This is a genomic window from Thermococcus litoralis DSM 5473 (genome assembly GCF_000246985.2).
Lineage (GTDB): Archaea > Methanobacteriota_B > Thermococci > Thermococcales > Thermococcaceae > Thermococcus_A > Thermococcus_A litoralis.
Genome location: NC_022084.1, coordinates 1,588,542 through 1,601,507 on the forward strand (window position 1 = coordinate 1,588,542; position 12,966 = coordinate 1,601,507).

Consider the following 12,966-nt stretch of genomic DNA (forward strand, 5'->3'; position numbering starts at 1 on the left):
CCTTTTTGTCTAGACATTGAAAAAATAATGGATAATTAGCTGCCGAAAAACTCCTCAAGGCTAATGACCTTCTTGGTCTTTTTCTTGAGCTTGGGCTTTTCTTTTTCCTCTTTTCTTTCTTGTTTTGCAGCTTTTTCCTTTTTGTTCTCTTCCTTTTTGGAGTTGTTTAATTTACCGTTTTCTTTTAGCTCATCGAGATATCCATTCTTCTTTATTACCTTTCCCGTTCTTTCCGCTATCATTCTCTCACAAATGTCAGCTCCAAGGGCAAGGAGGGTTCGTTGGGTCTCTGGGAATACATTTTGGAAAAGCGCCTTTATGTCCTTCTCCGTTAGGCAGATCCTCTGTCTTGTGTAATCTATAACGTTATAATGAGTAACCAGCATCTTCGCAGTTGGGAGGTATTTCTCAATTGCTCCCTTTGACACTGTGAGCACTATCTTGCCCCCACATTTTGGACATTTTCCACTCAGAGGTGGTCTCCGGTATTTGGTGTTGCATTTCACACACCTAAACTCTTGCCTTGTAAAGCTCCTCAGGTTTCCTCTTAAATCCGGCACTATATGGGAGTTTATTATAGTTTCAGCGACGTGATGTTCGTTTACCGCTCTAATACGTTCCGCTAGAGCCAACTGCCTGCTAACTTTGTCTTCCATATCGCCCAACTGCTTGTAGAGGCTCATTTTTGGACCTAAGGCGATGTCGTCGGTGTCGTGGGTGAACTTCAGCCCTTCGTACATTTCTGGCTTGCCCAGGCGATCTTCTACCCTCTCAATGACCCCAACGAGCTCTTTTGGAGATTTGAGCTCGTAAGTTGCCCTGTAGAACTCTAATGGATAATATCTAGCAACATCCATGTTGTGAACTTCGCTATCAACTTCCCTTGGGTCTAAGCGAGTTGTAACTACCAGCGGAGCGTCCATCTTTCCACCGCGCTTCTCTGGCAAGTAATAGCGCGAGAAGTTGAGCAGAGCATCGAGGAGGAGCATAACTGCGTCCTCGTCGCCGTCGCAGTTCCTCCTCTTTGCAGCGTGATAATACGGGTGAGCATAGCCTACAAGAGCGTCAACAAACCCAATAATCCGTCCAATAATTCCGGCTGAAGTGTGAGGGGCTAAACCAATCACGAGATGTCCTATTAGATCTTCCATCTTCTCAACGTTGTAGAACCTCGGCAGTCCGTAGAACTTTTCGAGCAAATCATCAACAAACTTAGCAACCTTGACAAGGTAGTTTCCAGCCTCTTTTGAGAGGATTATATCCTGAACCTTGAGCTCAACTATTTGTTCATCGCTTACAAGGGGCTTGCCCTCAAAATCGTGTGTATAACCGAGCTCCCTTAGCTTCTCAACGCTTACCCCTATTTCCTTGGGTTTGAAGTGGGTTATTGGCGCATCCGTGGCGTCAAACCTTATTGTGCCGTCTTTAAAGACGTAGACGTCGTTTCTTGCCCTTAGTATTCCTTTTTCGAGAGGTTCTGCTATCTTATGGGCGGAGCTCATACCCATTACGCCTTTGAGCCTGTCAAGGGTGTAAACTCCAACATTTTGCATAGCGTTGTTTAATAGTTCTGAGGGATTTATTCTTCTCTTGCGGTAGGCTTTCATTTCTATACCACATTTTGGGCATTCTGTGTCGATTGTTGATTCAAAGCCGCATTTGGGACAGTGGTAGAGTAGCTTAGCCTCGCTTCCGCATTTGGGACATGTGGGGTAGATATCTACATGGCCACAGCTGGTGCATTTGAAGTGCGCTATCTCAACTTCCGCCGTTTTTCCTTCTTGGGCAGCTTTGTAAATATCTCTCGAACTTCCTCCCGCTAATCCTATCGGGAAAAGAACGTGGACAGGGGGCTTCATTTTTCTTTCTTTCGCCTTTTCTGGTCTTCCCATTCTTGCCCCTATCCAGCTGATTCCCCTATCCCTAAGCTTAACGTCACTTATCTCGTTTATCAGGTCTATGGGAGTGTGGAATTCTTTGAATTCAATTTTCTTCTCTAAATTTGCCAAAGGAGTTAGTAGCGCGGCGGACCATGGGTAATCAATTATAACAAAGCCTTCAGAGACTTTATGCTCGACCCCAAGAAGCTCCAGATATCTCTTAGCTTTTCCTAGAGACTGGAGGGGAATTTCAACTCTCTTTGCGTATTTGAACCCTCTATACTCTCCCCACTCTATGTTGGCATTTACAAGGGCGTTTTGGAGAGAGATAAGCTCCTCAACCTCCAAGGTATTCCAGTAGAGGGTGTAGTATGGGTGGAGGGGTATCTTGAGAATGCGCGAGAGGTGTATAGCATCTTCAATTGAAGGCTTTACCTTGACCGGATCGTGAAGAAGCTTTGCAAGGAATTCTGGGTCTAAGTCGAGGTAATCTGCAGCTTCCTCTACAATTTCCCGCTCGTTTTCTTGGAAGGGCTTGAGGTCAAGCTCATAAACTTTGTTTACTGCCTCCACAAGTTCTTGAATCCACCACTCCTCAACATAGTTGGCAGGTAAAAGTGTTTGATTGTTCTCCACAAAGTCTCCAAATGCTATGAGGGCATCTCCGAGATATAGAATCTCCTCGACTTGGTCTTTCAGCTCAAGCGCTTTGTAGTAGTCATCAACCCTCACAACACTTCCGTCTTTTAACTTTACAATAGGGCCTTCAATGGTGCTTGCTGGGGTTACAATTGCACCTTTTCCTGGCCTTTCGGTCTTCATTTGGGTTCCTACAGCCAAGAATTCATCTACCATTATCATAACCGCTGGATTTATGCTCCACGTTGCAAATCCACTCACTCTGCTCCTTCCATAGCGAAGCCTGAAGCCACCATTTCTTGATGGTTCAGCAAAGAGAGGCCTTCCACCTATTATCTCTTTTGTATACTTTGGATTTGGGGCTATATTTGCTCTGAACTTCTCATAAAGCTCGTAGTAGAAGCCTTTCTCAACTTTTACTGTGGTCTTTTCTTCTGTTTTCTCTTCTTTTTCTTCTTTCCCTTTCTCTTCCTCTTTGCCGCCTTTTTCCTTTGCCTCAACGAACTCCTTTAGCCATTCCCATCCCTCAATGCCCATTTTGTCTATATACTTTACAAGCTTCTTTGCCTTTTGAAGAACTCCCTCTGCCAAAACTAGGATCGCTCCTCCTCTTAGGTGATTTGTTTCAACTCCTGGAACGTTTCTGTGGCTTACCTCTACGTCATCGGTTGCTTCTCCAGTTATTTCTATTGGAATGTTTCTAACAGCTAAACGAACCTCATCTGGTGAGGGATGATATTGGAGTCTTGTAACAGCTCTATGGTAGAGGTCTACCTCTTCAACATATCTCTCCACGTGCTCTTCAGTTGGCTTAAACCTATCAAGGCCAAGCTTCCTTCTCACGTAATCTCCAACAAGAACACTCAAAGCCTGTGCCGTTCCTCCGCTACTTCTAATTGGTCCAGCATAATAAATTGCTAGGTAATTAGTTCCATCTGAATTTTTCTTTATTTTAACATCGGCTATTCCTTCGAGCGGAGCGGAGACAATACCTTCAGTTAGAATTGCCAAGGCAGTTCTCACAGATTGATCGGCAAGCTTCTCTTTGCTCTCAAACTTTCCGAATTTTCCCTCTATTATTTCATCAACAACTTTGAGGGCGGCCAGTTCTTTTCCATATTCCTTTACGAGCTCTCTTATTCTCTCAGCAACTCCCCTTGGACCCACAAGACTCTCAACTCTTCCCGCCATATCGGTTGCTTGGGGAACTTCGATGTCTCTTACGGGATCTTTTCCTTGAGCTCTAGCTTGTTTGGCTATTTCATAAGCCTTGTCAATCTCCCTTTGGAGGGATTCGAAGTATTTTTTCATATCCTCACTGTAAAGCTCCATATTATTTCACCTCAGACGTCACACCACTTACTAAAGTCAACTATCATTCTTAGCTTAGCGGTCTCCACATCTATGATTGGGACTCTAGCGGGAGTTGGGACGATATTGACCATCTTCTGAAACTCCGTTTGGGCTTGCCAAGTTGCCGAGTTTATCAAGAAAACTCCCCTGTATATCTGATAATCCAAAACGTGAACATGACCCATCTGAACTAAATCTGGGACACTCTCTATGACAAGCAAATCCTCTGGGTCTGGGGCGATGGGCACTTTTCCTCCAAAAGTTGGGGCCAAGTGCCTTAATTTCAAGAGTTGCACCATGGGCTTCACAGGCTGATGGTGGCTCATATTTGGAACATAACTAACAACGTCCTCTATTCCTCTTCCGTGAACAATGAGAAACTCTCTTCCGTGTAAATCTATAACGGCAGGGTTGCTTATTATGACAGCATTCTTAAGGTCATAGAGGGGTTTTGCATATTCTCTATAAAATTCTGGTTGTGGCAAAGCAGTTCTTGCAGCATCGTGGTTTCCTGGGCCTATGAACATAGTTATATGCTCGGGGACGTTGGAGAGTAAATTGGCGAGAGCCTCGTATTGATCAAAAATATCCGGTATGCTTAGTTCGTTGTATTGGCCTGGATATATGCCAATTCCATCAACTACATCACCGGCTATTATCATGTATTTTATCCTGCTAACTATCTCCTCTTCAGTCTTTGTGTTTACATTGCCGTTTAACCACTCCAAAAACTTCATGAATGCCTTCTCACAGAACTTGTTGCTTCCTACGTGTATGTCACTTATCAGAACAGCATACACCTTTTCTTCGAGAGGTGGTTTCTCCTTTTTGTACAGCGGGACATCTGGGAGGTAAATGTTTTCCGCAAAAAATATCCCTCTTTTTGAGTACCTCCCCTTGAAAGCCACTACACTGTCGGGCATTATTTCAAAGGCTTTTTTGTAGTCCTCTTTATCTCTTCCTATGAAGACTTTTATTATCCCGGTTAAGTCCTCAACCTCAAACATGTATCCGTTTCTTGTCTCTCTTTTTGAGTTTACGAGCCCTATGATCGTTACATCCCCTTCGGGGTTTATGTAGCTGAGTTTCCCTATATCAATAACACCAGAAACTTCGGGATTTTCACGAAGTATTTTTCTCATCTTTTTCAGCCTGCTTTTGAAGTAGTTCTCGTAAACCTTAACAATGACCTCTCCTTCCTTAGTTGTTCCGTTTTTAGCCTTTGGTGGCTTGAGCTTAACGTTTCTCACATCAAATTTAACCTTAAAGTCTGCTTCTATATCTTTGGCAATGAATTCAAATCCCTCTCTCGGAGAAACCTTAAAATCGGCATAAACAGAATAAGTTTTCTTTTCTTCTTCAGGTAACTCTTCCTCAGCTACAAGTGGAACACCATACTCATCGAAAATAACCTTTCTTTTAACCTCTCCATTTTCTCCATTCTCTTCTCCATTGGTCTCAAAAGATTCTTCTGTCTCTTCTTCCCCCGCAAATTCTTCTACAGCTTCTTTATCCTCTTCGAGTGTCTCCACCTCTTCCACAAGTTCGCTTACGGCTTCTTCACTCGTCTCCTCTATTTCCCCCATTGAGGGCTCTTCGGCAACTTCAGAGGTTAAATGCTGCTCTTGGCTTTCTGGAATTTCGAGCTTCTCAGCTTCTTTAACCACTTCACTTATAGCTTCACTTACAAAAGTTGGAGCTTCTTCAGCTTCCGAGATTTCTAGCGTTTGCCCTTCTTCAGATTCTTCCGGGCTTTGTTCTTCTGGTTTTTTACCTGTCATGAACTTCTCTAAGTGTTTTGGTTTTGTTATAATTTCCTTAGCTTCCAAAAACTCCTCTGCAATGATCTCATCTATTATGAAGGTCCCTTTTGCCTTTGCAAATTTTATGAGCTCCGGGAGAGTAAAATCTTTGTTGTAGTGTTCAGACAAAAGAAAATATGCGGGGGGAGTTATTAGATAGTTGTTTGACATCAAGCCCCTCACGAGCTCATCCATAGAACAACCTCCTCTGCTTAAGCATGCTTACTGATATTAATGGCCTCAATGTCTCTTCAAAGCGGTAGATGTTTTTAACTTTATAGGGTGTTATGTTGAGCCTTATCTCTTTTGTTCTTCCGTATCTACCCTTGCTGACGACCTTAGCATTGATGATGCCGAGCATATCCAGCTCGTTTATCAAATCGCTTATTCTCCTTTGAGTTAGAGGTTCAAGGTCGAGGTAATCACAGAGATCTTTATAGACGGAGTAGACATCACCCGTATTTGCCGGTAACTCCCCGTTTTCGTCGAGGAGGACTATTGCATAAAGCAGGATCTTTGAATGTAAGGGAAGTGTTTTAATTACCTCCTCCATGGTGTCCTGCTCTATCTTTTCTTGGGCCTTCCATACGTGCTTTTCAGTAACCTTTGGTGCCATTTCTCTCTCAGCTATTTCCCCACTCACTCTCAGCAGATCAAGAGCCCTTCTTGCATCTCCATGTTCCCTCGCTGCCAAAGCAGCACAGAGAGGAACGACTGCCTCATCTAAAACACCGTCATAAAAAGCTTCTTGAGCTCTCTGCATAAGTATATCCCTTAGTTGATTAGCATCATATGGCGGAAAAACGACTTCCTCTTCGCTTAAACTTGAGAGAACTCTTGGATCGAGGTACTCCTTGAACCTCAGGTCGTTTGAGATACCTATTATGCTCACCTTTGCTTTTTTAAGCTCCGTGTTTATTCTTGTTAGAGAATATAGAATGTCATCGCCGCTTTTCTTGACAAGCTTGTCTATCTCATCTAAGACTATTATCACAAAGCGCTCTCTCATGTCCAGCACTTTTTTTAACTGCGCATAGACCTCATCAGTAGGCCATCCTACAAGAGGAACCTCTACACCACTTTCTTCCTTGAAATGGTTAACTATGTTCGCTAGAACCCTATACTGGGTATCAACAATCTCACAGTTGAGATAAATAACATCTACTGGAACATTGTACTTTTGGGATATCCTCATCAAATCCTCAGTTACGTACCTAACGGTGACCGTTTTTCCAGTTCCGGTCTTCCCATACACAAAGATGTTTGAAGGTGTCTCCCCCCTTAAGACGGGAACCAATATGTGAACGAGAGTTTCTATCTGCTCTCTCCTGTGTGGAAGTTCTCGGGGGGTGTAACTATGTCTCAAAACATCCTTGTTTTTGAAGATTCGCTGTGTGTGGAGATATTTTTCAAAAAGTGATCTTAGGTTGGTCTGTCCTTCCTGTAACATTCCTCGTCCCTCCATTGGAAATCTATCCAATTCTTGACAATTTGACCAATTTTTTGGTTTTTGTTAGTTATTATAGCACAAAGTTGTGCTCATTTTTTGCATTCTTCATTTTAATTCAGTATAATTTTAACACCTTTTAAAAGGTTTCCACTGGAAGCAGATGATCCAGAGGAAGGCATTTCATAGGTTGTAATCAGGGGTATATATGCTTTGTTGAGCAAATTTATGACTAAAATTCACGGGGTCTTTAAAAGCATTTAGACTCAAAATAAGTTTATAAATAAAAAAAGCTTAGCGGAGCATTCCTTCAAGATTTTGGACGTATTCTGTGCTTCTCTTTATATCGGCGAAATATTGTCTTGCTTTCTCAATGTGATCTTTTTCCACCTTCTTACCACCAGCCAAGATGCTTGCAGGGGCTAAAAGCTGAACTGCATATCTTAAACTTGTCTTTTCTCCGAGTTCTGCCAGATACTCCAGAGCTTCCTCTGAAATTTCTATGCCTTCTTCTCTGGCTCTTATCTTTACGATTTCCTTGACTTCTTCCTTTTTGTAGGGTTCGGTGTTAATTATCAGCAGTCTGTCGAGCATGTCTATTGGTATTCCATGGGGTGACTCCAAGTCAGTTCCCCTTATCTTTGTGATGCCCCTGTTGGTTGCTAGGATTAGGATGGGTGCCAGCTCATTTTCCATGGCCCTAGCTAAGAAGGAAAATGCCTCTATGTCGAGCATGTGGCATTCGTCTATGAAGAGAACTCCTGGCACTAGAATTGCCTTTCCTTCCTCTATCCACTGTTTCACGGTTTCATCAACTTTTTCTCTTATCTCGTCTGTAATCTCAAGACCTCCTCCGAAGAAGAGGCTGAATATCCCGCCAGCACGACTGTTTACGAGGTCTAAATCGTGGAGAGTTACTGTATACGTGAATTCCTTAATCTTGAGCACAGGCCCGCTCGGCATTTCGGTCTTTTTCTTAAAGAACAGCCCTTCCTCTTCCTTTGTGGTTCCCAGTTTTGAAATCCTACCAGTTTCGGCATCTATTTGGATGACATCTCCCTCTTCTACTCCCATCTCTAAAAGTTGGTATGCTATCTCCCTCCCAGCCCTGATTGTCTTTTCATCGTCTTTGGTTTTTAGGGTAATCACAACGGATTCTGGGATTTCCACATAGGGGTTGAAGGGATGTTTCGTCTTATTGATCTGTATTTTCTCTACCTTTCCTTCGTAAACCTTTCTCTCCTCGCTTATTCTAACTCCAATTGCCCTTCTCAAAGCCTGCTTTAGGAATTCGGTCTTTTTAATCTCAGCGGAGTATATCTCGCTTCCAGAGATCTGAACAAAAGGCACATCCTCTCCAAGTTCTCTCGCGATGCCCATTGCAATTGCAGTTTTTCCACTTCCTGTTGGTCCTGCAAGGAGGATTCCTTTACCTGCTAATTTTCCTTTCTTTATGAGTTTAACGGCAATCCCTGCTGCTTCCCTTGCCCTTGTTTGTCCCACCATTCCGTCTGCAATGAACTTGGCTTTACCGTTTTCATCTAATCCAAGCCCTTTTATGTGAGAATGGCTGCCGATTCTTTCAAATCTGTGGGTTGCAACTTCTTCAATAAGAGGCATCTCCTCCCTCACCCCCAAATTCTTTAGAAACCGTTTGTAGTTAAAATAGTCAAGAATTTAAAAGGTTAACGTTGCGAAAATTCCAGTGGAAAAATACCTCATGCTTAAAAACTTTTCTACAAAATCTTACTATTTCCCGTGGTGTTGCGAAAAGTTTAAAAAGGTTAAAAGAAATATACTTAAAAGGTTTTCGATTGGGGTGGGGCTATGAAGCGTTTAGGCAAGGTTTCTCATTACGCCAAACAGGGTTTCTTGATACTCCGTTCAACATTTGCACCTGCACTAAATGACCCTGTAGTAGATAAGAATCTTCAGCTTATTGGTACTGTTAAAGATGTTTTTGGTCCAGTTAATTATCCCTATGTTGCTGTAAAGCCGCGTGTTAAAGATCCTCAAAGGTATGTTGGGGAAGTTTTATACGTTGATGAGCGCAGAAAAAAGCTCCTTCTAAATCTGGTAAAAAGCATAAGGGGAAGGTCAAGAAAAAGCGCCCTGCCCCCCAGAAGAGGGGGTGAGAGCTTTTGACTCAACTTGGAGGTATTAAAAGGTGTCCTATTTGTGGTTCGGAAAGCTTGATTTATGACCCAAGTAGGGCTGAGATTGTTTGTTCCAACTGCGGATATGTTTTAGCTGAAGAGATTATGGATTTGGGGCCAGAGTGGAGGGCTTTCGAGCCTGGACAAAGGGAGAAGCGTTCTAGAGTAGGGGCACCAGAAACTGTAATGCTTCATGATAAGGGGCTTTCTACAGATATAGATTGGAGAAACAAAGACATCCACGGGAGCGATATCTCAGGGAGCATTAGAACAAAGATATACCGCCTTAGAATGTGGCAGAGAAGGATGAGAATAAGCGATGCTATAGACAGAAATCTCGCGTTCGCTTTGAGCGAGCTTGATAGAATGGGTTCCCAGCTGGGACTCCCTAGGAACATAAGAGAAATTGCGGCGGTTTTGTACAGAAAGGCAGTCATTAACAAGCTAGTTAGAGGAAGATCCATAGAGGGAATGGTTTCCGCTTGTCTTTACGCAGCGTGTAGGATTGCAAATGCACCGAGAACCCTGGACGAGATAGAGGATGTGTCAAAAGTTGATAAAAAAGAGATTGGGAGGAGTTACAGGTATCTGGCTAGGGAGCTCAATCTTCGACTAAAACCAACCAGCCCTATTGATTACGTTATAAGATTTGGAGATCAGCTCGGGATAAGTGAAAAGACAAAAAGAAGGGCGGTAAAGATACTAAATCAGGCAATTGAAAAAGGGCTTACAAGTGGGAAAGGTCCGACAGGAATAGCTGCAGCTGCTATTTACATAGCGAGCCTTCTTGAAGGGGAGAAAATGACCCAAAGAGAAGTGGCTGAGGTTGCGAGAGTTACAGAAGTTACGGTAAGGAACAGGTATAAAGAACTTGTGGACAAACTTAATATACGCATCCCCACTTAAACAAGTGGGGGAAGAAATGAAAATAGGGATACTTAGCGATACTCACTACCCCGACAAAACTTCCTATCTTCCCGATTTAATTTTTGATGTTTTTAGGGAAGAAGGGGTGGAGCTAATAATCCACGCTGGGGATTTGACATCCCCTGAGCTTTTTGATATTTTTAGAGAAATAGCGCCGGTAGTTATTGTTAGGGGAAACTTAGACAAGCCAATTTTTCCAGAGGAGAAGGTTTTAGAAATCGAAGGTCTGAAAGTGGGCATCATCCACGGCCATCAATTTCTCAGCTTGGATGAGCAAAGTCTCAAATACAAAGCCCTCGAAATGGGTGTTAATTTGCTAATTTTTGGTCATACACACAGGTTCTTCTACAAAAGCTATGAGTATATGGGTAAAAAAGTGCATCTCCTTAATCCCGGCTCCCCAACGGTTCCAAGAATGAGTGATCCAACTTTTCTCGTTGGCAAGATAACGGGTGAACATTTCAAATTTGATATCTACAAGCCGTGGGAAACACAGTGGAAATACCCATAATAGAAAAGACAAAAAAGGGAAAGGCTTTCAAGCCTTGATTGCAAGCTTAATGTCCTCGGCTTTGACTGTCTTTCTGCCGGCGTGTCTAGCGAATTCAACAGCCTTCTTTCCGAGCTCGACTGCGTATTCTTCGAGGTACTCGGCGAGTATCTTGGCGGCCTCTTCACTAACTCTCTCGGCACCAGCCTTTCTAATCAATCTGTCAATTGGGGCAATTGGCAACTCAGCCATTCACAACACCTCCTTGGGAAATTCTTCATTCTTATTTTTTGAATTAAAGATATATAAACCTTTCGATAAAAGCGGCCATTTTCGCCCTTTTCATCCCCCATTTTCTTATAAATAAATAGGAACTATTTAAGGAAGAGGTGACATACCCCATCTCTGGAAAATGTTTTCCTATATAGACAATCAGCGAAATTTAAGGTCTTACCCAGGTAGGGAAAGTTGTGCATAAGAGCACTCACAAAGATTTTTTGCTCACCTATTGGAAGACCTAATTTATTTTAATTTCTCGATTGACAAAAGACGTACCTTCACTTTTTGATACACCATCTCTTTGCCACTTATTAATTAGCCCATCCATAAGAAATATAAAGACCTAGTACCAAAAAATAACTTAGTCAAGAATGTTTTTGGGGTGAAAAGTATGGGACTGTTTGACAAGATTATCAAAAAAGAAGAAACAAAGAAGGAACTTGGAACGGGAAGAAAGAGAGATGTCAGACGTGAAATTGATGTCGTCCCTCTGGAAGAGGATGTTATAGCGAAAACGATTGTTGAGCCGGAGATTAGATATGTCAAGAAGATTGTTGTTACCAGTTACAGTGATTTGGAGAAGATTTCTGAAGAAATACAGGCAGGTAACATTATTATCGCCGATTTAACACCGTTGGAATCAAAACCTGAAGTGCTTGCAAAGGTTGTTGAACAGATAAAGGGGATTACCCAAGCCCTTGGTGGAGAGACGGCAAAAATAGCAAAGCATGAGATTAAGATTCTCATTACTCCTTCAGACATTAAAATATACAAAGGTTGAAAGACTTCTTTAACCTTTATAAACCCTCTATTCTTTTTGATCGTTGGTGAGTTGAAATGAGCGAAATACATGAGGTTAGGCTTGGCGACTGCCCAATATGTGGGGGAAAGAACACTCTGAAGGCTCTTAATCACATTCATGAAATTCCATATTTTGGTAAGGTGATGGAGTCTACGATAATATGCGAGAAGTGCGGATATCGAAATGCCGATGTAATGATACTCGAAGAGAAAGAGCCCAAACTTTACAGTATCAAGGTAGAAGAAGAAAAAGATCTCTTTACAAGGGTTGTAAGGAGCAAAAGTGGGACTATTGAGCTTGAAGAGATCGGGGTTAAAATAGAGCCTGGGCCAGCGAGTCAGGGGTTTGTAACGAATATAGAAGGTGTCCTCGAGAGGACTAGGGAAACTCTGCTAATGACCAGGAACTTTAAAACCCAGGAAAATGACGAGGAAAGTGTAAAAAAGATTGATGAACTCCTCTCATATATTGAGGAAGTGAAAGAGGGCAAAAAACCCCTAACAGTAAAAATCATGGATCCCTTTGGGAACAGTGCATTAATAGGGGAGAAAGTCAAGAGCAGACTTCTCACAAAAGAAGAAATCAAAAAACTCAGCACAGGGCCTTACGTAGTATATTACCCTGAAGAAGAAACCGAATGAAGGCTAGATAAAGTGAACTTCTCTCGCGGTGAGGTCTTCGAGAAGGGTTTTAACCCATGGCTTCCTCGTCCTGCTTGAAAGATGTATTATTCCCTCTACGTGAATGCCATAAAGCTCCTTCATTTTTTCTCTTGTAAGGGGTTCCCTAAAAAGAAACGGCTTTTCTATGGTAAAGGCATAGCCGTATTCTTTTATATACTGTTTAAGCCATTTTTTGCCCTCTTCTTCGCCATAGACAAAACTAAGCCCACTGGTGTCCTTAGTTAACTCCCACAGTGTCTCAAAATCGGCTTTAATAACTTCCCCTACTTCAAACCCTCCAACAATGCTCCCTCTTTTGGTTAAAACCTGTTCCTCAGTAAGGCCGAGCTTTCCCAGAGTTCTTCTTAAGACGCTTAGGTCTCCTCTTGCGATATAGAGAAAAACAGTATCCCCTTCCCTAAAAACAGGGGCTTTCCTTATTTCATGATACTTAAGTCCCCTGAATATCAGCTCCCCATAAACCTGATGGAGGGCTATTACATGCTTCACACTCTCACCGAGTCAAAAA

At 42.5% G+C, this 12,966-nt stretch carries 11 protein-coding genes; 5 read left to right on the forward strand and 6 right to left on the reverse strand.

Annotated features, from left to right (window positions below; all coding sequences use genetic code 11):
• Positions 1–35: 35 nt before the first annotated feature.
• The 4 genes from OCC_RS08630 to OCC_RS08645 form a co-directional block, all read right to left on the reverse strand.
• Complete coding sequence (locus OCC_RS08630; RefSeq protein ID WP_004068996.1) at positions 36–3,851, reverse strand: DNA polymerase II large subunit; 3,816 nt, start codon at positions 3,849–3,851, stop codon at positions 36–38.
• A gap of 11 nt (positions 3,852–3,862) precedes the next feature.
• A complete protein-coding gene (locus OCC_RS08635; RefSeq protein WP_004068994.1) occupies positions 3,863–5,869 on the reverse strand; it encodes a DNA-directed DNA polymerase II small subunit in 2,007 nt (668 codons plus the stop codon).
• Positions 5,862–7,124, reverse strand: a complete 1,263-nt coding sequence (locus tag OCC_RS08640; protein ID WP_004068992.1) for an ORC1-type DNA replication protein — start codon at positions 7,122–7,124, stop codon at positions 5,862–5,864. Before OCC_RS08640 ends, OCC_RS08635 begins: the two co-directional genes overlap by 8 nt.
• 291 nt (positions 7,125–7,415) lie before the next feature.
• Positions 7,416–8,741 carry a RuvB-like helicase gene (locus OCC_RS08645; protein ID WP_004068989.1) on the reverse strand — a complete coding sequence of 442 codons (1,326 nt, stop codon included), beginning with the start codon at positions 8,739–8,741 and terminating at the stop codon, positions 7,416–7,418.
• Between the two features lie 207 nt (positions 8,742–8,948).
• Here OCC_RS08645 and OCC_RS08650 point away from each other — a divergent pair, with 207 nt between their 5' ends.
• From OCC_RS08650 to OCC_RS08660, 3 genes are read left to right on the forward strand one after another with little or no spacing between them, the layout of a single operon-like run.
• On the forward strand, positions 8,949–9,266 hold the full coding sequence (locus tag OCC_RS08650; protein ID WP_004068988.1) for a Gar1/Naf1 family protein: 318 nt from the start codon (positions 8,949–8,951) through the stop codon (positions 9,264–9,266).
• Positions 9,263–10,183: a transcription initiation factor IIB gene (locus OCC_RS08655; protein WP_004068985.1), complete on the forward strand. Its 921-nt coding sequence runs from the start codon at positions 9,263–9,265 to the stop codon at positions 10,181–10,183. Before OCC_RS08650 ends, OCC_RS08655 begins: the two co-directional genes overlap by 4 nt.
• Before the next feature lie 16 nt (positions 10,184–10,199).
• Entirely contained in the window at positions 10,200–10,715 is a 516-nt protein-coding gene (locus OCC_RS08660) for a metallophosphoesterase (protein ID WP_004068984.1), read from the forward strand.
• A 27-nt stretch (positions 10,716–10,742) separates the two neighbouring features.
• On the opposite strand, the gene hpkA is transcribed toward OCC_RS08660, so the two are convergent.
• Positions 10,743–10,946 (reverse strand): archaeal histone HpkA, encoded by a 204-nt coding sequence (gene hpkA, locus OCC_RS08665; RefSeq protein ID WP_004068982.1) that lies wholly within the window; start codon positions 10,944–10,946, stop codon positions 10,743–10,745.
• 418 nt (positions 10,947–11,364) lie between these two features.
• Here hpkA and OCC_RS08670 point away from each other — a divergent pair, with 418 nt between their 5' ends.
• A complete protein-coding gene (locus tag OCC_RS08670) occupies positions 11,365–11,754 on the forward strand; it encodes a cell division protein SepF (RefSeq protein ID WP_004068980.1) in 390 nt (129 codons plus the stop codon).
• Positions 11,755–11,810: 56 nt separating this feature from the next.
• On the forward strand, positions 11,811–12,416 hold the full coding sequence (locus OCC_RS08675; protein ID WP_004068977.1) for a ZPR1 zinc finger domain-containing protein: 606 nt from the start codon (positions 11,811–11,813) through the stop codon (positions 12,414–12,416).
• A 3-nt stretch (positions 12,417–12,419) separates the two neighbouring features.
• On the opposite strand, the gene OCC_RS08680 is transcribed toward OCC_RS08675, so the two are convergent.
• Positions 12,420–12,947, reverse strand: coding sequence for an ASCH domain-containing protein (locus tag OCC_RS08680; protein ID WP_004068975.1), 528 nt, complete (start codon positions 12,945–12,947; stop codon positions 12,420–12,422).
• Between the last annotated feature and the right edge of the window lie 19 nt (positions 12,948–12,966).